The organism is Saccharopolyspora sp. 7B, from assembly GCF_020177435.1.
Lineage (GTDB): Bacteria > Actinomycetota > Actinomycetes > Mycobacteriales > Pseudonocardiaceae > Saccharopolyspora_C > Saccharopolyspora_C gregorii.
Genome location: NZ_JAIUKC010000112.1, coordinates 23569 through 43584 on the forward strand (window position 1 = coordinate 23569; position 20016 = coordinate 43584).

General features: G+C 74.6%; 16 protein-coding genes. 10 read left to right on the forward strand and 6 right to left on the reverse strand.

Annotation, left to right across the window (positions count from 1 at the left end; all coding sequences use genetic code 11):
- Nucleotides 1–150: 150 nt before the first annotated feature.
- The 3 genes from LCD33_RS17950 to LCD33_RS17960 form a co-directional block, all read right to left on the reverse strand.
- Entirely contained in the window at nucleotides 151–1089 is a 939-nt protein-coding gene (locus LCD33_RS17950; RefSeq protein ID WP_224978063.1) for a hypothetical protein, read from the reverse strand.
- A 208-nt stretch (nucleotides 1090–1297) separates the two neighbouring features.
- On the reverse strand, nucleotides 1298–2449 hold the full coding sequence (locus tag LCD33_RS17955; RefSeq protein ID WP_224957981.1) for a hypothetical protein: 1152 nt from the start codon (nucleotides 2447–2449) through the stop codon (nucleotides 1298–1300).
- Between the two features lie 159 nt (nucleotides 2450–2608).
- A complete protein-coding gene (locus LCD33_RS17960; protein ID WP_224957980.1) occupies nucleotides 2609–2929 on the reverse strand; it encodes a hypothetical protein in 321 nt (106 codons plus the stop codon).
- Nucleotides 2930–3089: 160 nt separating this feature from the next.
- On the opposite strand from LCD33_RS17960, the gene LCD33_RS17965 reads away from it, so the two are divergent.
- Nucleotides 3090–3866, forward strand: a complete 777-nt coding sequence (locus LCD33_RS17965; protein WP_224957979.1) for a 3-hydroxybutyrate dehydrogenase — start codon at nucleotides 3090–3092, stop codon at nucleotides 3864–3866.
- Between the two features lie 49 nt (nucleotides 3867–3915).
- Here LCD33_RS17965 and LCD33_RS17970 read toward each other — a convergent pair whose 3' ends face one another.
- Nucleotides 3916–4233 (reverse strand): chorismate mutase, encoded by a 318-nt coding sequence (locus LCD33_RS17970; RefSeq protein ID WP_224957978.1) that lies wholly within the window; start codon nucleotides 4231–4233, stop codon nucleotides 3916–3918.
- 285 nt (nucleotides 4234–4518) lie between these two features.
- On the opposite strand from LCD33_RS17970, the gene LCD33_RS17975 reads away from it, so the two are divergent.
- Nucleotides 4519–6972, forward strand: coding sequence for a UvrD-helicase domain-containing protein (locus LCD33_RS17975; protein WP_224957977.1), 2454 nt, complete (start codon nucleotides 4519–4521; stop codon nucleotides 6970–6972).
- A 16-nt stretch (nucleotides 6973–6988) separates the two neighbouring features.
- Here the strand turns inward: LCD33_RS17975 and LCD33_RS17980 are convergent, their stop codons facing one another.
- Nucleotides 6989–7810, reverse strand: coding sequence for a class I SAM-dependent methyltransferase (locus tag LCD33_RS17980; RefSeq protein WP_224957976.1), 822 nt, complete (start codon nucleotides 7808–7810; stop codon nucleotides 6989–6991).
- Nucleotides 7811–7935: 125 nt separating this feature from the next.
- Between LCD33_RS17980 and LCD33_RS17985 the strand changes: the two genes are divergently transcribed.
- On the forward strand, nucleotides 7936–8145 hold the full coding sequence (locus LCD33_RS17985) for a hypothetical protein (protein WP_224957975.1): 210 nt from the start codon (nucleotides 7936–7938) through the stop codon (nucleotides 8143–8145).
- An 81-nt stretch (nucleotides 8146–8226) separates the two neighbouring features.
- Here the strand turns inward: LCD33_RS17985 and LCD33_RS17990 are convergent, their stop codons facing one another.
- On the reverse strand, nucleotides 8227–9081 hold the full coding sequence (locus LCD33_RS17990; RefSeq protein ID WP_224968726.1) for a M23 family metallopeptidase: 855 nt from the start codon (nucleotides 9079–9081) through the stop codon (nucleotides 8227–8229).
- 582 nt (nucleotides 9082–9663) lie between these two features.
- Between LCD33_RS17990 and LCD33_RS17995 the strand changes: the two genes are divergently transcribed.
- The 7 genes from LCD33_RS17995 to purH all read left to right on the forward strand — a co-directional run bounded on the left by LCD33_RS17995 (nucleotide 9664) and on the right by purH (nucleotide 19850).
- On the forward strand, nucleotides 9664–11475 hold the full coding sequence (locus LCD33_RS17995; RefSeq protein ID WP_224978064.1) for a hypothetical protein: 1812 nt from the start codon (nucleotides 9664–9666) through the stop codon (nucleotides 11473–11475).
- Nucleotides 11476–11935: 460 nt separating this feature from the next.
- The gene (sucC, locus tag LCD33_RS18000; RefSeq protein ID WP_224978065.1) at nucleotides 11936–13105 is read left to right on the forward strand and encodes an ADP-forming succinate--CoA ligase subunit beta; all 1170 of its coding nucleotides are present in this window, start codon (nucleotides 11936–11938) and stop codon (nucleotides 13103–13105) included.
- 3 nt (nucleotides 13106–13108) lie between these two features.
- Entirely contained in the window at nucleotides 13109–13993 is an 885-nt protein-coding gene (gene sucD, locus LCD33_RS18005; protein WP_224978066.1) for a succinate--CoA ligase subunit alpha, read from the forward strand.
- Nucleotides 13994–14395: 402 nt separating this feature from the next.
- Entirely contained in the window at nucleotides 14396–15430 is a 1035-nt protein-coding gene (locus tag LCD33_RS18010) for a DUF5336 domain-containing protein (protein ID WP_224968830.1), read from the forward strand.
- A gap of 402 nt (nucleotides 15431–15832) precedes the next feature.
- Nucleotides 15833–17464, forward strand: coding sequence for a DUF6350 family protein (locus LCD33_RS18015; RefSeq protein ID WP_224968828.1), 1632 nt, complete (start codon nucleotides 15833–15835; stop codon nucleotides 17462–17464).
- Between the two features lie 230 nt (nucleotides 17465–17694).
- The gene (gene purN / locus LCD33_RS18020; protein ID WP_224957956.1) at nucleotides 17695–18288 is read left to right on the forward strand and encodes a phosphoribosylglycinamide formyltransferase; all 594 of its coding nucleotides are present in this window, start codon (nucleotides 17695–17697) and stop codon (nucleotides 18286–18288) included.
- Complete coding sequence (gene purH / locus LCD33_RS18025; RefSeq protein ID WP_224957954.1) at nucleotides 18285–19850, forward strand: bifunctional phosphoribosylaminoimidazolecarboxamide formyltransferase/IMP cyclohydrolase; 1566 nt, start codon at nucleotides 18285–18287, stop codon at nucleotides 19848–19850. The genes purN and purH overlap by 4 nt, the downstream gene beginning before the upstream one ends.
- The last annotated feature ends 166 nt before the right edge of the window (nucleotides 19851–20016 follow it).

Consider the following 20016-nt stretch of genomic DNA (forward strand, 5'->3'; position numbering starts at 1 on the left):
CGTGTCCGCGCCGGTCCCGGCGCGGGCCGCGGGTGTCCGGTTCGTACCGGGATGACCTCGGCGGTGCTCGCGGAGCGGGCGGTCACCGCGGCGTCGTTGCCGCATTGTTGTGATTCGGGCCCACGGTACGCCCGCGCGCCCCGCGCGCCCTCAACGGGGGAAGTGCTGGAACGACCGCAGTTCCACGTCGACGCGGCCACCGGGCCCGGCCGCGTCGAGGTGCAGCAGGTGCCGCAGCAGCGAGCGCGAGCCGTCCGGGTGCTCGACCTCCACGAGGGCCCGGACCAGCTGCAAGGACTCGGCGCGCAGCAGCAGCGGCCGCACCGCGACCACCTCGCGCCACGTGCCGTCCGGCCCACCGCGGCCCGACGCGGGCATGCCCGGGGTGAGGCGCGGCATGGCGAGCGCCGGGGCGCGGTCGATGCGGCCGTAGAACTCCCGGGCGGCCGCCGCCGCGGCGGACTCCTCGTCGGCGGCCGGGTCGAGCACGGTCGGCGGGCGCTGCGGGGACCGCACGGATTCGACGGCGGGCTCGGCGGGTTCCTGGTCCGGGCCGCGGAACGGGGCGCCGCTCGCCGGGGACACCCCGGTGAGGGCGGCGGTGGCGACGGCCGCGCCGAACAGCAGCGCGGTGCACAGGGTGCCGACCGCGGCCCGCACGCCCGGTGCGTCCGGCGCGCCGTCCCCGGGTTCGGCGGTGTCGAGCAGCTCGTTGACCAGTTGCTCGGTGCGCGCCGATTCCTCCGCGCTGAGCCGCAGCGGTTCCGGTGCGAACCAGAGCGGTTTCGGCTTGCGCAGCACCAGTTCCGCGACCGCGGCTCGGCGGGAGCCGGTGGGGGCCGGTTCGGGCAGGAGCGGCGGGAGCGGCCGGGTGTCGGTGTCGTCGACGCGGCCGACCTGGCGGGTGCCGGAGCCGTTCCGGCCGCACCGGCGGCAGCACCGGCTCGCGGTGGCGGTCAGGTGCTCGTGGTCGGCGGCGCGGCGGGGGAGCGGCGGGAGCGGGGCGGGTGCGGGACCCTCCGCCGCGGAACCGCGTGGCCCGCCGGTATCGGTCAGGACTTCGCGCAGCAGGGGTATTCGGTGCCGCATCTCGATTCGCCGAGCCTCCTTCGTCCCGCACCGGCCGGGCTCGGGGACATGGCCGGGCCTGGGGTCGCACGGTCCTTGCGATTGCACTCGTACTCCTCACCGAACGTGTTCGGGGGATTCGGGGCGTGACTTCACCTGAAAGAGAAGTGGGGACCGTGACGGGCGATCTCCAACAGCGCAGTCGATCACGGTGAGTAGCGCTCGTCGATCACCAGGCCACGTCGTCGGCGTACACCCGCGGATCCGAGCCGGAAGTGAAGCGCAACCGCCGCTGCTGCTCCGCCACCGACCCGTCGGTGCGGGTGATCCGCAAGGTGGTGACGGTGCTCGACGACGTGGCCGACACCGACAGCACCTCCACCGCGGCGGCGTCCCGGTAGCGCTCGGCGAACGCGGCGAAGCCCGCCGCCCGCAGCCGCCCGGTCGTCCCCGCGTACGCCCCGGCGAGGTCGTGCGCGCGGACCGCGTCGAAGTAGTGCTCCGAACGCGCCGCCACCAGCCGCGGATCGGTGAAGGTCAGCAGTTCGTCGCGGTAGGTGACCGGGGCGGACTGCCGCGGCGGTGCCGGTGGGGCGGCCGCCGGCTCGGTGCTCACCTCCCCGCCCGGCTCGCTCGCGCCCGGAGCGCTGTCGGGAGGTCCGTCCGCCGGTGCCCGGCCGGGCGGGTGGTCGACCGCCCCGGGTGCCTGCTGCCGCGGCGGACCGGGCGGCGGCGGGACGAGCCCGGAGGTCGGTGCGCGGTCGGCGAGCAAGTCCGGCCCGTCCGCGTGCGGTTCCGGGGCGGGCGACGGGAAGTGCGTGGCCCGCGGCATGTTCGGCGGCCGCAGGCCCTCGATGGAGGTGGTCGGGGTGACGAGCGCGGTCGCGACCAGCAGCAGTCCGCCGAACGCCGCCCCGGCGGAGGCCACCGCGAACCAGGCCGCGCGGCGCGAGGACCGCGGCGGGGTGACGGAGGCGGGCACCATGCCGAGGTCGAACTTGTGCAGGCCGCCGACCGGGACGGTGTCGCTCAGCGGGTCGGTGCCCGGTTCGGCCGGCGCGGCACCGATCGCCGCCCCGGTGGTGGGGGCGACGGCGGGCAGCGGACCGGTGTCCGCGAACGGGTCGTGCGCGCCGGCGTCGGCGGCGCACGCGCTGATCGCGCGGATCCGGTGCGGCCCGGCGCCCGGTGCGGGCTGCTCGATGAGGCCGCCCCAGCTCACCCCGGTTCCGGTGGGGTGGCCGAGCCGGTCGGGACGCGCGTCCGTGCCGCCGGGAGGCGTGCTGACGGGATCGCCGCCGGGCCAGCGCGGTGCGAGGAGGTCGTCGTCCCGCGGTTCGGTCGTCGCGAGCGCCGAGCGGGACACCGCCGAAGGGGTCATGGTCGGGGAGGCTAGGCAGCGCCGAGCGCCCCCCGCGTCACACGAGTCGGTGGTAACCCTGACTATCGCTCGAAAGAGGGACGCTTCCCGGCGGTTTTCACCTTGCGATCACAGCCCGGAGTACTTCCCGCTCACGCGCCCCGCCCGGCGCCGCGGCGATCAGTAGTCGTTGTTGCGGAACTTGGTCTGGGTGGTCTGGAGGGCCTTGAGCGCCCCCGCGCCGCCGCCCGCGCCGAGCAGCATCGCGAACACGTCCGCGCCCGCGCCCCCGCCGAGCGCGATCAGCAGCGCCACCACCGTGACGGCCAGCGTCACCCCCGTCACGGGCAGGCGCTTGCGCGCGAACTCGACCACCGGCTGACCGCCCGGCCGCTTCTTCGCCGCCGAGGTCAGCATCCCCAGGTAGGCCCCGTGCCCGGCGGCGGCCACGACCGCCACGAGGGTCACGAGCAATGCGACGATCCCGATGAGTGCACCCATGCCTCCAGTCTGCCCTGTCCCGCACCGGTCCGGTATGGGTGGTTTCCCGGAGGCCCGCCCGGGCAAGTTGGCGGCTGAGCTGGGGTTGCGCCGCCGCCCGCGGAAGTGGTTGTGGCGATCCCCTGGATCGAGATCAGCATCACGCATAGGTTCTCAGGCTATGAACGATCGTCCCGCCGAACTCCCGGACCAGCACTCCCTAGCCGGAAAGCGGGCGGTCGTCACCGGCGCGGCCAGCGGCATCGGCTCCGCCACCGCCCGCAGGTTGGCCGCCGCCGGCGCCACCGTGATCGTGGTGGACCGCGAGGCGGAGGCGGTGGAGCGGATCGCGGCCGACCTCGACGCCGAGGCGCGCGTCGTCGACCTGGAGGACCCGGACGCGGCGGCGCCGCTCGGCGAGCACGCCGACATCGTGGTCAACAACGCCGGCCTGCAGCACGTGGCGCCGGTGCACCAGTTCCCGCCGGAGATGTTCGCGAAGCTGGTGAAGGTGATGCTGGAATCGCCGTTCCGGCTGATCCGCGCCGCGCTGCCCGGCATGTACGAGCGGGGCTGGGGGCGGATCGTGAACATCTCCTCGGTGCACGGCCTGCGCGCCTCGCCGTTCAAGAGCGCCTACGTGTCGGCCAAGCACGGCCTGGAGGGGTTGTCGAAGACGGTCGCGGTGGAGGCCGCCGGCTACGGCGTCACCTCGAACTGCGTCTGCCCGGGCTTCGTGCGGACACCGCTGGTGGAGCGCCAGGTCGCCGAGCAGGCGGAGCTGCACCGGGTGCCGGAGGAGCAGGTCGTGGAGGACGTGCTGCTGGCGCGCACCCCGGTGAAGCGGCTGGTGGAACCGGACGAGGTGGCCGACCTGGTGCACTGGCTCTGCGGCCCGAGCACGGCGTCGATCACCGGCGCCTCGTTCCCGATGGACGGCGGCTGGACGGCGCACTGAGCGGGCGCCGGGTGCACGGCCCGCCGCCGGGCCGTGCACCGCGCGCTGATCAGCGCCCGAGGCGGCCGCGGCCGAGGCGCAGCAGGATCATCGCCAGCTCGCGGCCTTCCGGCCCCAGCTCCCGGTAGCGCGCCAGGACGTCCATCTCGCGGTTGTAGACGATGCGCGGCCCGCCGTCGGCCATCCGGGCTTCGCCGACCTGCCGGGAGACCTCGGCACGGCGCTTGATCAGCCGCAGGATCTCGGCGTCCAGGTGGTCGATCTCCTCGCGGAAGCCGGCGATGGCCTCGGTGGCGGGACGCGCGGGGGCGTCCGGTGCGTCGTTCGGTTCGGGCTGGTGCTGCTCACCGTCCACAGCGGCGTTCATGACTCGTCCTCCGAATCGGCCCCACCCCGGACCGGACATGTGAAACGCCCCGAGTCCGAGGACTCCGGGGCGTCGTAGTGGTGTGCGCGCTCACACGGCTACGGGCGTCGGAATCCCGGTCCGCCCGTAGTAAAAGTTCGCGCAAGCGAGGCGCGTCCGCGTCAGCACGCCGCCAGTCTGCCACAGCCCGAGTGCCGGTGGCCATCCACCGGGACGTCGTTCCCGACCGCTGGGACCGCCGTCGGCGGCCGGGCTGTCGGGGGCGGCCGGTAACGTGGAGCGACGATGAGCACCCTCTTCGATCTCCCGCACGACGGTTCCTCCGATCCCGGTTCCGGCCCGGCGGGGCACGAGCCGGACGCCCTGCTCGCGGGCCTGAACTCGCAGCAGCGCGACGCCGTGGTGCACACCGGTTCCCCGCTGCTGATCGTCGCGGGCGCCGGGTCCGGCAAGACCCGGGTGCTCACCAGCCGCATCGCGCACCTGCTGGCGCAGGGCGTGCACCCCGGCCAGATCATGGCGATCACGTTCACCAACAAGGCCGCCGCGGAGATGAAGGAACGCGTCGCCGACCTGGTGGGCCGCCGGTCGAACGCGATGTGGGTGTCCACGTTCCACTCGATGTGCGTGCGGGTGCTGCGCCGCGAGGCGAAGACGCTGGGCTTGTCGTCGAACTTCTCCATCTACGACTCCGACGACTCCAAGCGGCTCATCACGATGATCGGCCGCGAGCTGGAGCTGGACTCGAAGCGGTACCCGGCGAAGACGTTGTCGATCCACGTGTCCAACCTGAAGAACGAGCTGGTCACGCCGGAGGAGGCCGCCGAGCGCGCCGGCAACGACCTGGAGCGCAAGGTCGCCCAGGTCTACGCCGCCTATCAGCGCAGGCTGGCCGACTCGCAGGCCGTGGACTTCGACGACCTGATCATGCGCACGGTGGATCTGCTGCGCGGCCACCCGGACATCGCCGAGCACTACCGGCGCCGCTTCCGGCACGTGATGGTCGACGAGTACCAGGACACCAACCACGCCCAGTACGCCCTGGTGCGCGAGTTGGTGGGCACCGAGGACACCGAGCTGGGCACTCCGCCCGCCGAGCTGTGCGTGGTCGGTGACGCCGACCAGTCGATCTACGCGTTCCGCGGCGCGACGATCCGCAACATCGAGGAGTTCGAGCGGGACTACCCGCAGGCGCGCTCCATCCTGCTGGAGCAGAACTACCGCTCGACGCAGACGATCCTCACCGCCGCGAACTCGGTGATCCGCCGCAACCCCAACCGCCGGGACAAGCGCCTGTGGAGCGACGCGGGGGACGGCGCCCCGATCGTCGGCTACGTCGGCGACAACGAGCACGACGAGGCCGCGTTCGTCGCGGGCGAGATCGACCGGCTCGTCGACGACGGCGAGGCCACGTTCAACGACATCGCCGTGTTCTACCGGACCAACAACCAGTCCCGGGTGTTCGAAGAGGTCTTCATCCGCCTCGGGCTGCCCTACCGCGTGGTCGGCGGCGTGCGGTTCTACGAGCGCCGCGAGGTCCGCGACGCGCTCGCCTACCTGCGGGTGCTGGACAACCCGGACGACACCGTGAGCCTGCGCCGCATCCTCAACGTGCCCAAGCGGGGCATCGGCGACCGGGCGGAGGCCGTCGTCGCCGCGCACGCCGACCAGGAGCGCACCTCCTTCGCCGCGGCGCTGCGGGCGGCCGCGCAGGGGCGCGTCCCGGCGCTGGCGACCCGCGCGCAGAAGCAGATCGCCGGGTTCGTGGCGCTGCTCGACGAGCTGGGCGAGGTCGCCGCCGAGGCCGACGTGGCCGAGGTGCTCGACGCCGTGCTGGAACGCACCGGCTACCGCGGCGAGCTGGAGGCCAGCGACGATCCGCAGGACGCGACCCGGGTGGAGAACCTCACCGAGCTCGTCACCGTCGCCCGCGAGTTCATCGAAGCCCGCGCGCCGCAGGCGGGCGAGGTCGCCGCCGAGGGCACCGACCCGTCCGCGGAGGCCGTCGTCGCGCCCGCCGAACCGGCCGCGGAGGACGCCGAGGAGCAGGACCTCGGACTGCCCGCCGACGACTCGCTCGCCGCGTTCCTGGAACGGGTGTCGCTGGTCGCCGACGCCGACTCGCTGCCCGAGTCCGGCGACGGCGTGGTCACCCTGATGACGCTGCACACCGCGAAGGGCCTGGAGTTCCCGGTGGTGTTCTCCACCGGCTGGGAGGACGGGATCTTCCCGCACATGCGGGCGCTGAGCGATCCGGCGGAGCTCGCCGAGGAGCGCAGGCTCGCCTACGTGGGCATCACCCGCGCCCGGCAGCGGCTGTACCTGTCGCGGGCGCTGATGCGCTCCGCGTGGGGGCAGCCGATGGCGAACCCCGCGTCCCGGTTCCTCACCGAGATCCCGGACGAGCTGATGCAGTGGCGGCGCATCGAGCCGGAGCGGGCCGCACCGCAGGTGCGCAGCACCTGGGGCGGTCGCGGCGGGTTCGACCGGGGCGGTTCGGACTCGGCGCAGGCCTCGGTGGCCTCGCGCGGCCTGCGCAGCACCGGGGCGCCCGGCTGGAAGGACACCGTCGCCATCAAGCTGGACGCCGGGGACCGGGTCACGCACGACAAGTACGGCCTCGGCACGGTGCTGGCGACCGAGGGGGAGGGGCCGCGGGCCACCGCGACCATCGACTTCGGCAGCGCGGGCACGGTCCGGCTCATGCTCATCGGCAGCGTGCCGATCACCAAGCTCTGACCCGGCCCGCGGGTCCTCAGCCGAAGTGCATGCTGAGGACGAGGGCCATCCTGCGGAACGCGGGGACCTTGCCCATGCCGCGGACCAGGGCCCGGTACGCCGGGCCGAGGCGTTCCAGGCCGGGGATGTCGAAGAAGGTGCGCTCCTCGTCGAGGACCAGTCCGGGCACGGCCCGCTCCAGCTCGGCGCCGCCGCGCACGCCCCAGGTGAGCCGGGCTCCCGCCGCGCGCACCGCGCCGTTGAGCCGGTGCGCCCACCGCGTCGCCAGCGGGCTCTGCACGTCGCAGATCAGGTGCCCGCTGGGGAAGTGCTCGGTGATGCGGCGCAGCAGCGCGGTCCCGTCCGCCTCGGTGAGGTACATCAGCAACCCTTCGGCGACGACCAGCGCCGGCCGGTCGCCCGGGACGTCGCGCAGCAGGTCGGGCGCGGTGACCGAGGTGCCGAGGACGTGGTGGTGCGCCCGCGCTGGGTAGATCCGCTCCCGCAGGTCGATGACCTCGGGGAAGTCGACGTCGTACCACTCGGTGCTCGGCGGCGGGTCGAGCCGCTGCCCGCGGCTGTCCAACCCGCAACCGAGGTGCAGCACGGTCACGTCCGGGTTCGCGGCGAGCCGCACCGCGGTGAGGTCGTCGAACAGCCGCCCGCGCAGCGCCACCGACAGCGCGTCGTTCCCGCGCAGCCCGGTGGCGTCGAAGTCGTGGTCGATGCGGCGCACGGCCTCCTCGGCGTAGGGGTCGTGCAGCACCGGGTTCGCGGTGCGGCTGTGCAGCGCGCGTCCGTAGAGGGTGGCGAGCATGGTGGCACGCGCACCGGTGAAGTCGGCCTTCTCGCGGTTCATCGCCGTTCTCCCAGGTGAGAGGTACCTGCGGAGCTCAAGCTACGCGCGTTTCACAACATCGTGAATAAAGGAAGCGTATGAATCGGGGACGTGGACGAGGGCGACCGGACCCGGCGGACAGGTTCGTGGAGCGCTTCGCGCTGGACCCCGCCGGGACGCCGCGGATGGCGGCCAGGGGTTCGCCGAGCTGCCGATCGCGCACGCTCGCCGCCGGTGTCGACGCGGTCGGCGCGGACACCGAGGCCGGTCGGCGCCTGGACGAGACGTGCCGCTTCTTCGCCTTCCTCCGCGCGGAGCTGCCCGCGCTGGTGCGGCGGTGGCGCGCGCAGCGGTGACCGGGCGCCGAACGGCCGGAGCGGACGGCGCGCCGGACCGTCACCGGCCTGGCGGGTCGTCCGCTCGCGGAACCGGGTGGATCAGGTGACGTCCACGCCGCGGGCGCTCAGCCACGGCAGCGGGTTGATCTTCTTGCCGCTGGCGTTCCACACCTCGAAGTGCAGGTGGGTGCCGGTGGAGAAGCCGCGGTTGCCCATGGTGGCGATCTGGTCGCCCGCCTTCACCTTCTCGCCCTCGCTGGCGGTGATGGTGTTGACGTGGCCGTAGACGGTGATCGTGCCGTCCTCGTGCTGCACGCGCACCCACAGGCCGAAACCGCTCGCCGGGCCCGCGTCGATGACCACGCCGTCGGCGGCGGAGACGATCGGGGTGCCCTTGCTGTTGGCGATGTCGATGCCGTAGTGCGTGGTGCCCCAGCGGCCGCCGAAGCCGGAGGTGAAGGTGCCCTCGGCCGGAGCGACGATCTTCGGTCGCTTGGCCTCCTCCTCGGCGGCGATGCGGGCGGCTTCCTCCTCCGCGCGCTGCTCGGAGATGCGCTCGCTCTTGGCCAGCTTCTCGACTTCGGAGTCGGCGCTGCTGACCTTGGCGACCGGCAGCATCTCCGGGGCCGGGGCGGAACCGCCCATGCCGCGGGAGGAGTCGTCGGTGGCGGAGCTGAAGGAAGCGGCCGCGTCCTGACCGGAGGCGAGGGGGGTGATGCCGTCCTGGTCGGGGGCCGGTTCGCCGCTGGCCATCGACTGACCTGCGGCGGCGAACGCGCCTGCGGCGACGGCTGCGACGACGAGTCGGCCGCGGATGACCGAAGGCGGGGTGGAGATCCGCCGCTGGCGCTGCTGCGGAAGATCGTGCGGGGACGACTCCTCGGCGATCGGGGCGCCGCCGGGGGAGCGGTGTCGAGACAAGGCCTGCCCTTCCGTCTCGGGGAGTCCGGTCACTGGCTCCCGGACGGGGTTCCGGGGCGCCGGTCGGGGTAACCGGCGGTCGTGATCGGACCGTGACAACGGACCGGGGGACAGTAACCAGGCTGATCCCCTAGGGGCAAATCCCGATCAGTGGTCGTTTGCTCACGGAGCGTGTTCACTGCTGGGCGGCCGGGAGTGGCCGCGCGCGGCGGGGCGGCGCGGCGTGCGGTGTTACCGAGTGGCACTGCCTGGCGGTTCGTGATCGAGGAAGTCGGTCCCGTTCGGGCTAGGGGAACGGGGTGGTTCCGCTTCGGGCAGTGATGCGACACGCCCAAGAGTGACGCAAGTCACAGAAAAAACAGCGCAACGCACTCAACCTCGATGACCCGTACGAGGCCTCAAGCCGGACAACCCGCCCAGTGATCCCACTATTCCCGGACCGCCGGAACCGGCCCCGGCGCGACCGCCGACCCGGCGCAACCGCCGCCCGGGCCCGAAACGCCGACACCGTGCGTAGCCGCCGCGGATCCCCGGCGGGACCCGGGGCGATCAGTTGCTAGCGTCGGCGCGGTGAGTGCCCGGCCCGATCTCCCGTTCGAATCCCCGGAGACGCAGATGAGCCGCCCGACGGCGCCCGACCCCGCCGGTCCGCCGACCGGCCTCACCGCGGCGATCGCGCTGTCCGCGCTCGGCGCGCTGCTCACCGCGTTCGCCCCGCTGCTCGGACTGGTCGCGCCGGACATGCCGGCTGCGTTCACCTCCTGGCCGTGGCTGCTGGTCCCCGCGCTGGTCCCGGCGGTGCTCGCCGCGGTGTTCCGCGGCAGCCGGCCCGCGCTGGCCGCCGCCGTGCTGCTCGGGCCCGCGGTGCTCGCGCCCGGACGCCTGGTGCAGGACGCGCAGCTCCTCGTCGACGCGGGCCTCGCCGCGCGCCCCGAACTGCTGCTGCCCGACACCCTCGACCCGCTCGGCGCCGCGCCCGGCACCTGGGTGCTGCTGGCCGGGCACCTGCTGGCCCTCGCCGCCGGCGTGCTCGCACTGATCACCGGACGCGGGCTGTTCGACCACGCCGACGGGGCCTCCGACGCCTTCGGCTCCTTCGGGGAGGACGCCTTCGCGGGCAGCTCCGTCGCCGAGGCCGCCGCCGACGGCGGCTCCGGGCGCGGTCGCGCGGGCGCGCGCAGGCAGGGACTGCTCGCGCTGGTGCTGTGCGCGACCGCGATCGCCGCCGTCGGGCTGCTGATGGGGCCGTTCACCTCCGACGACCCGTACCTGCTGGCCAAGCCCGCCGTGGAGGCGCCGGTCGCGGTCGCGATCGGCAGCCTGCTGCTGGCGATCGCCGTGCCCGCGGCCGCCGGGTTCATGGCCGGGTCCGCCGACCGCGACCTGGTGCGCGGCGGGCTGCTCGGCCTCGCCGCCGGGCTCGCCGCCGTCGCGGTGCCGCCGCTGGTCGCGGTGGCGCTGCTGCCCCGGCTGCACTTCGGCTGGGGACCGGCGCTCGTGCTGGCCGCCGCGCTCGTGCTGGTCGGCCTCGCCGTCGAAGGCGGGCGCGACCCCGCCCGGAACTCCGGGGAGGTGCGGCTGCCCGCGCTGACCAGGTTGCTGCGCGCCGCCGGTGCGCTCGCGCTGCTCGCCGGTGCGCTGGCCGTCGTCGGCGCGCTCACCCCGCACCTGCGGATGCCCAGCTGGATCGACGACCCCTCGGTGTACCCGGCGCGGCTGCTGTGGCCCGGCGGCGTGCTGCTGGTGCTGCTCGGCGCGGCCCTGCTCGTGCCGTCGATCGCCGCCGCGGTGCGCCCCGCGCTGACCGCGGCCTGGGCGGCGCTGCCGCTGGCCGGGGCCGCCGCGCTGGACAGCGTGCTCACCTCCACCCAGGTCGCGGGCGCCGACGCGGCGCCGGGCGCGTGGGCGTCCGGCGCGGCCATGGTGTTCGCGCTGCTCGCCGCGATCACCGCGGCGCTGGCCGGCGGGGTGGAACGCGAAGAGGTGGACCTGGCCGAACCGGACTGGCAGCCGGAGCGCGGCGCGGACGTGGACCTCGCCGAGCGGAGCTGGCGGCCGGTGGTCGCGGTGCCCGCGGCGCTCGCCGCGCTGCTGGGGCTGGCCGCGGTGCTGCTGCCGGTGCTGTCCGCTCCCGACTACACCGCGCCGGGCGTGTTCACCCGGTTCGGCACCGCTTCCTGGGGGCTGATCGGCGCCGGAGTCGCGGTGCTGGTCGCGACGGTGCTCGCCGTCCGCAGCAGGCCCGCGCGGGCGGCGGCGCTGCTCGTCGGCGCGGCGCTGGTGATGGTGGTGCGGGCGCTGGAGTTCCCGCTCACCGCGGGGCGCGCCGCGGACGCCACGCCGGGGCCGGGGCTCTGGTGCGCGGTGGCCGCGGCGGTCGTGCTGCTGATCACCGCGCTGCTCGCGGGCCGCTCCGCCGAACGCTGAGGGTCCGCCCGAGTGGTGCCCGCCGCCGAGTGCCGAACCCGGCTGGGCGGCGCCTGCGCCGAGTGCCGAACTCCCGCCGGGGCGGCGCTTGCCGCCGCGCGCTGAACCCGCCGGGGCCGTGCCTGCCACCGGGCGGTCGTGCCGCTGTGCGCTGGACCCGCTTGGGCGGCGCTGCCGCCCGGCGCGGGCGCGGTGCGCCGCGGAGCCGCGAAATCCGGCGGAGCGCAAAAAGGGGCGAAATTCCGCGCCGGAGCCCCTTGACGGTCGCCGAGGCGGTGTTCCGTTCGTCACTCCGCGGCGCCGTCCAGCGGTTTTCCCACTGCGAAATCCCCGGTCCGGATGCATCCACCTGCGGCGATCGGGCGAGCGGGGTGAGCCAGTTCACCGGGTGCGGCGCACCGGCCGTCCTCGCAGGTCGCTATGGTCGCCCAGTCCGACACCGACGTCGCAGGAGAGTCGAGTGGACCTGTACGAGTACCAGGCGAAGGAACTCTTCGCTTCCCACGGAGTGCCGACGCTGCCCGGTTCCGTGGCCACCAATCCCGAAGAGGCCAAGGCAGCCGCCGACGAACTCGGCGGGCCCGTGGTGGTCAAGGCCCAGGTGAAGACCGGGGGCCGCGGCAAGGCCGGCGGCGTCAAGCTGGCCGAGACGCCGGACGAGGCCCAGACCAAGGCCGAGGCGATCCTCGGCTTGGACATCAAGGGCCACGTGACGCGTCGTGTGCTGATCACGACCGCCTCCGACATCGCCGACGAGTACTACTTCTCCTTCCTGCTCGACCGCGCCAACCGGAACTTCCTGGCGATGGCCTCGGTCGAGGGTGGGATGGAGATCGAGGAAGTCGCCGCGACCAAGCCCGAGGCGCTGGCGCGCATCGCGATCGACCCGATCCAGGGCGTGGACGCCGCCAAGGCGCGCGAGATCGTCGAGGCCGCGAAGTTCCCGGCAGAGGTCGCCGACCAGGTCGTCGACGTGATCGTCAAGCTGTGGGAGACCTTCGTTTCGGAGGACGCCACGCTGGTCGAGATCAACCCGCTGGTCAAGGACCCGCAGGGCAAGATCATCGCGCTGGACGGCAAGGTCACGCTGGACGAGAACGCCGCGTTCCGGCAGCCGAAGCAGGCCGAGCTGGTCGACGCCGAGGCGGAGGATCCGCTGGAGGCGAAGGCCAAGGCCAAGGGCCTCAACTACGTCAAGCTCGACGGCGAGGTCGGCATCATCGGCAACGGCGCGGGCCTGGTCATGTCCACGCTGGACGTGGTGGCCTACGCGGGCGAGGCGCACTCGAACGTGAAGCCGGCCAACTTCCTGGACATCGGCGGCGGCGCGTCCGCGGAGGTCATGGCGGCCGGGCTGGACGTCATCCTCGGCGACAACGACGTGAAGTCGGTGTTCGTCAACGTCTTCGGCGGGATCACCGCCTGCGACGCCGTGGCCAACGGCATCGTGCAGGCGCTGAAGATCCTGGGTGACGACGCGACCAAGCCGCTGGTCGTCCGGCTCGACGGCAACAACGTCGAGGAAGGCCGGCGCATCCTGGCCGAGGCGAACCACCCGCTGGTCACCTTGATCGACACGATGGACGGCGCGGCCGACAAGGCCGCCGAACTTGCTGCTGCGGGGGCGTGACCCATGGCCATCTTCCTCAACGAGAACAGCAAGGTCATCGTCCAGGGCATCACCGGCTCCGAGGGCACCAAGCACACCGCGCGGATGCTGAAGTCCGGCACCGACATCGTCGGTGGCGTGAACGCCCGCAAGGCCGGGCAGACCGTCGAGATCGAGGGCAAGGAGCTCACGGTCTACGGCTCGGTCGCCGAGGCGATCAAGGAGACCGGCGCCGACGTGTCGGTGCTGTTCGTGCCGCCGAAGTTCGCCAAGGACGCGGTCGTCGAGGCCATCGACGCCGAGATCCCGCTCGCCGTGGTGATCACCGAGGGCATCCCGGTGCACGACTCCGCCTACTTCTGGGCGCACGCGAACGCCACCGGGAACAAGACCCGCATCGTCGGGCCGAACTGCCCCGGCGTGATCTCGCCCGGCAAGTCCAACGCGGGCATCATCCCGGCGGACATCACCGGCCCCGGCAAGATCGGCCTGGTGTCGAAGTCGGGCACGCTGACGTACCAGATGATGTACGAGCTGCGCGACATCGGTTTCTCCACCGCGGTCGGCATCGGCGGTGACCCGATCATCGGCACCACGCACATCGACGCGCTCCAGGCGTTCCAGGACGACCCGGAGACCGAGGCGATCGTGATGATCGGCGAGATCGGTGGCGACGCCGAGGAGCGGGCCGCCGACTACATCAAGGCGAACATCACGAAGCCGGTGGTCGGCTACGTCGCGGGCTTCACCGCGCCGGAGGGCAAGACCATGGGCCACGCGGGCGCCATCGTGTCCGGTTCCTCGGGCACCGCGGCCGCGAAGAAGGAGGCCCTGGAGGCCGCCGGCGTCAAGGTCGGCAAGACCCCCAGCGAGACCGCGAACCTGATGCGCGAGATCGTCAAGGGCTGAGCTCCACCCCTTCCGGGGCCCGGGGCCCCCCCCCCCCCCCGGGGCCCCCCCCCGGCACGCCCCAGCCTGGACTCCTCGCCCACGCGCGCCCCCCCCCCCCCCCCCCCCCGGCGCGCCCCCCCCCCCCCCCCCCCCCCCCCCCCCCCCCCCCGTTCGCGCTTCCGGGGTGAACTTCTCCACAGCCGCCAACCGGACCGGGTTCCGGGCGCGCGCCGGGTCGGGCGGGGGACGGGCCCGCCGCCGGGTGGCCGGTGACCGGGGCGTACGGGATCGGGCGGGTCGGAAACGGATGATCCGTACCCGTTCGGTGGCCGAATCACAGTCCGATACCGTTTCGAGTGTCACTCTTCCGGGAGACACTGGTGTTCGCCCGGCCCTCGGCGAGGAGGAGTCCTCTCAACCATGTCCACGCCCTACGGTGCACCGCCGCCCCACCAGCAGGCACCTCCGCACGCAGGGCCTCCTCGTGCGGAGCCGCCGCAGCCCGGCAACGCGGGTGGCACCGACCTCAAGTCCATCCTGCCGCTCGTGGCCGCGGGCGCCGGGCTCATCGCCTTCGTGCTCGGGTTCTTCGACCAGGCCGCGGCCGGGCTGATGGCGGGCACGGCCGGGCTCGCCATCGTCGGGACCGCGGTGCTGATGGGGCTGCGGCTGCTGCCGAAGGCCCCCAACGTGCTGCCCGCCGCCGCCCCGCTCGCCGTCTACGGCGCGCTCGCGGTGCTGCTGGCCGTGATCGCCGGACTCGCCGGGGGCATCGCGATCGTCCAGCTCGTGCTGGCCCTCGTGCAGGCCGCCGTGGTCGTCGTGCTGCTGCTCGCCGAAGCGGAGGTCGTCGCGCTGCCCAGCGGTGGCGCCAGGACCCCCGACCCCCGCGGTCGTCAGCAGGGCCCCGGTACCGGCCCGTTCCCGCCGCTCGGCCAGCCGGGACCCGGCGGTCCCGGTGTCCAGGGGCCCGGTGCCCAGGGACCAGGTGTGCAGGGCGGCCCCGGGCCGCAGGGTCCCGGTGGCCAGCCGCAGCAGCCGTGGGGACCGCCGCCGGGTCAGCCCGGTTTCGGCGGGCCGCAGGGCGGGCCCGGTCAGCCGCAGCAGCCCCAACCCGGCCAACCCCAGCCCGGCCAACCCCAGCCCGGCCAGCCCCAGCCCGGCCAAGCCCAGCAAGGTCAGCCCGGGGGGTACCCCGGCCCCGGCCAGGGCCCGGGTGGGGCTCCCGGCCAGCCCGGCCCCGCTTACGGGCAGGGCGCGCCCGGTGGTTACGGGCAGGGACCCGGCGGCGGCTACGGCGGCCCCACCGGTTCCGGCGGCTACGCCCAGCAGGGCCCGGACAGCCCCGCGGGCGGCTCGCCCGCGGGTGACCCCGGCCCGGCCTCCGCGCCGCAGCCCCAGGTCACCGACGGCCCGGAAGGCACCCGGCAGATGCCGTACCCCGGCCAGAACTGACCCGACGCACCCTCGGAGGGGGGCCGCCGGCGCCGGCGCCCCGCGCCCGCCCGGCGGCGCGGCCGCGGGTGCAACGGCGCGGCGCGCGGTGGGCGCCCACCCCGACCCGCCCGGCCCGGTCCGCCCCCGGGCTGCGGCCGACCCCCCCCCACACCCCCCCCCCCCCCCCCCGGGGGGGCGCCGCCCCCCCCCGGGGGGGGCGCCCTTCGCGCGTTCTCCGCCTTCTCTCCAGCGGTGAAGCCGTGAGCGGCGACCACGCAGCCCGGCCACCCGCCCCACCTCGCAGAACGAGCCCGGAGACACCGACAGAGACGAACTCTGCGTGATCGTCGTCGCTCGATGGGCGGACGCTGCGGCGCGTCACGGGGTGAAAGCGCCGGGGCCGGTGCGAGATTCGGCCGCATGCCGCTGATCGAATCGCCGTCCGATCCGGACCTGGTGCCCGAAGACGACGCCGAGCACCGCGAACCGATCGGCGCGCTCCGCCTCGGCGCGGTCGCGGCGGCCACGGTGCTCGCCGGCTACCTGCTGTCCGCGACGTTGCTCGCGCTCGCCACCGGCACCGCGAGCGGCCCGGAGATCGGCGCCGGCACCCTGCTGGCCGCGGCCGTGCCGGGCTGGCTGGTGGCGCACCAGGTGCCCCTGGTGGTGCTCGGGGCCCCGCTGTCGGTGCTGCCGTTCCTGCCCACCGCCGCGCTCGGGCTGCTGATCGCCGCGATCACGGCGGCCTTCCTGCGCCGCACCGGCTTCGACACCGCGCGCGACGCCGTCCGGGTGATCGGCGCGGTGGCGGCCGGGCACGCGGTGCTCGGCGCCGTGCTGGCCGCGCTGCTCAGCGGTGCCGTCGACGCCTCGGTGCCGGGCGCTTTCCTGCGCTGCGGGCTGGTCGCGGCCGCGGGTTCGGCGGCCGGGGCCTGCCGCGCCGGGGAGCTCCCGGCCGCGGTGCGGCGGCTCGCCGGGCCGACGATCAGCGCGGGGCTGCGCGGCGCGCTGCTGGTGTCGGCGTGCGTGCTCGTCGCCGGTGCGCTGGTGGCGGTCGTGGCGCTGTGCCTGTCCGCGGCGCGCGCCGGGGAGGTGCTGGGCCGCGCGGGCACGGCCGGTGACGCGTTCGGCCTGCTGCTGCTGTCGCTGCTGTACCTGCCGAACGCGGCGCTCGCCGGGTGGTCCTTCGCGGCCGGTCCGGGGATCAGCGTCGGCGGGTTGACCGCGCGGTTCTACGAGACCGCGCCGGGAGCGGTCCCGGACGTGCCGCTGCTGGCGGCGCTGCCGACCGGCGCCGCAGCCTGGTGGTGGCCGGTGGTGCTGGTGCTGCCGGTGGCCGCGGGCGCGGTCGTCGGTCTGCGCTGCGGCCGGGAGCTGGACCAGGCGCGGCGCCCGGCGGCGGTCGCGGTGGCCGCGGCGGTCGCGTCGTTCGGCGTGCTGGTGGTCGCGGCCCTGGCCGGGGGGAGCGCGGGCGGCGGGCCCTTCGACCCGATCTCGCTGCATTCCCCGGCGCTCGCCCTCGTCACGTTCGGCTGGGTGCTGGTGCCCGCGCTGCCCGCGGTGTGGCTGTTCCCCGTGCCCTGGCGGCCGGTGGACGAGTTCGCGGCGGAGCTCGACGGCGCCGCCGACCCCGACGACGAGGAGCGGGCCGAGCTCGGCGGTGCGGACGGCATCGGCCTCGACGGCGGGGACGACGTGGACCTCGACGACGAGGATCCGGACGGCGCGGCCGAGGAGGTCGACGAGTGGGACGGCGTCGACGAATGGGACGGCGCCGACGAGCCGGACGATCCGGACGAGCTCGACGAGGAAGCCGGCGAACCGGCCGACGAGTCCGGCTCCGGCGGCCCGGCCGCCGCAGACCCCGGGTTCGAGTTCGACGAGGCGGAGTGGGCCGACCTCGTGCGCCGCGCGCAGGAGGCCGAGGAACCCGACCAGGCCCGGTCCTGGTCCGGCGACATCCACGGCGACGCCGACGTCCCCGAACCCCGCCCTCGCGACGATGCGTCCCGGACCGCCGACGACGACGCGGACGGCCCGGCCTCCCGCTGACCGGTGCGGTGAGGGCTGGGCCACTCGCCCGGGACCTGGCCGAGTCCCGCACCGGGCCGCCGCCTACGCTGCTCGGTGAGATCGTGACCAGGCACTGTCAGGAGTCAGAGCTGAGCACCCCCGCATCGAACGCGGCCTCCGCAGCACGACCGGACCCTGCCCCCGGCACTCCCGAACCGGACCCGTCCGCGCGACCGCAGACGCGGTTCCGCCCCGGCGATCCGGCCCGCGTGGTCGTGCTGGTCTCCGGTTCCGGAACCCTGCTGCAAGCCCTCCTCGACGCCACCGCGCGCCCCGGCTACCCGGTGCGCGTCGTGGCGGTCGGCGCCGACCGGCCCGGCATCGAAGGTCTCGCGCGCGCCGAGCGCGCCGGCATCCCGACCTTCGTGCGCCGCGTCGCCGACCACGCGACCCGGCAGGACTGGGACGAGGCGCTGACCGAGGCGTGCGCCGAGCACGAACCGGACCTCGTGGTGTCCGCCGGTTTCATGAAGCTCGCCGGGGAGCGCTTCCTCGCCCGCTACGGCGGCCGCTACTTGAACAGCCACCCGGCACTGCTGCCCGCGTTCCCCGGCATGCACGGGGTGCGCGACGCCCTCGCGCACGGGGTGCGGGTCACCGGCTGCACGCTGTTCGTGGTCGACGCCGGGGTGGACACCGGGCCGATCCTGGCGCAGGAGGCGGTGCCGGTGCTGCCCGACGACGACGAGGCGAGCCTGCACGAACGCATCAAGGCGGTCGAGCGGTCGCTGCTCGTGGAGACCGTGGAACAGCTCGCGCGGCACGGCTGGACCGTGCAGGGACGGAAGGTGGAAATCCCGTGACCGAGAACTCGCAGGAACGGCGGCCGGTGCGCCGGGCGCTGATCGGCGTGTCCGACAAGTCCGGCCTGCTGGACCTGGCCACCGGGCTGCACGCGGCAGGCGTCGAGATCGTCTCGACCGGTGGCACGGCGCGCGCCCTCGCCGACGCCGGCGTGCCGGTCACCCCGGTCGAGGAGCTCACCGGGTTCCCGGAGGCCCTCGACGGCCGGGTCAAGACGCTGCACCCGCGGGTGCACGCGGGCCTGCTCGCGGACCTGCGCCGACCGGAGCACGCCGACCAGCTCGCCGAACTGGACATCCCGCCGTTCGACCTGCTGGTGGTCAACCTGTACCCGTTCGTGCGCACCGTCGCCTCCGGCGCGGCGCCCGACGAGGTCATCGAGCAGATCGACATCGGCGGCCCCGCCATGGTGCGCGCCTCGGCGAAGAACCACGCCAACGTGGCCGTCGTCGTCGACCCCGGCAAGTACGAGTGGCTGCTGGAGCAGGTGCGCGCCGGTGGCTTCACGCTGCCCGAGCGCGTCGAGCTGGCCGCGGAGGCGTTCCGGCACACCGCGTCCTACGACGTGGCCGTCGCGGGCTGGATGAGCCGGGTGCCCACCGGGGACGACGCCGCGTTCCCCGGCTGGCTCGGCGAGACCTGGGAGCGGCGCTCCGCGCTGCGCTACGGCGAGAACCCGCACCAGGCCGCCGCGCTGTACGTCTCCGGCGGGGAGGCCACCGGGCTCGCCGCCGCCGCGCAGCTGCACGGCAAGGAGATGTCGTACAACAACTACGTGGACGCCGACGCCGCGTGGCGCGCCGCCCACGACCACGACCGGCCCTGCGTGGCGATCATCAAGCACGCCAACCCCTGCGGCATCGCCGTCGCCGAGGGCATCGCCGACGCGCACCGCAAGGCCCACGAGTGCGACCCGGTGAGCGCCTTCGGCGGCGTCATCGCGGCGAACCGCGAGGTCACCGTGCCGATGGCCGAGCAGATCGCGGAGGTGTTCACCGAGGTCGTGGTGGCCCCCGGTTACGCCGACGGCGCGGTCGAGGTGCTGGCCCGGAAGAAGAACGTCCGGGTGCTCACCGCGCAGCCGCCGCGTTCCGGCCGGGTCGAGATGCGGGCCATCTCCGGCGGGACGCTCGTGCAGCAGTCCGACGCGATCGACGCCGACGGGGACGACCCGGCGAACTGGACGCTCGCCGTGGGGGACCCGGCGGACGAGGCCACGCTCGCGGACCTGCGGTTCGCCTGGCGCGCCTGCCGCGCGGTGAAGTCGAACGCGATCCTGCTGGCCGACGACGGCGCCACGGTCGGCGTCGGCATGGGCCAGGTCAACCGGGTGGACTCGGCGCGGCTCGCGGTGGCGCGGGCCGGGGAGCGGGTCTCCGGTTCGGTGGTCGCCTCCGACGCGTTCTTCCCGTTCGGCGACGGGCCGCAGGTGCTCGTCGACGCCGGGGTGCGGGCGATCGTGCAGCCGGGCGGCTCGGTGCGGGACGAGGAGACGGTCGAGGTGTGCCGGGCGGCGGGGATCCCGCTGTACCTGACGGGCACCAGGCACTTCGCCCACTGATCTGCTGCGCCCGGTCCGGTCGGCCGGGGTGGTGCTCCGGGGAGGGGCGGTGCGGGGCGTCGGGTCCGCGCCCCCCCCCGTCTCGTGGGCCCCGGGTTGGGGGGGGGGGGGGGGGGGGTGGGCAGCCCACCGGCCGCGTAGTTCGTCAGGTGGGCGGAGAACACGA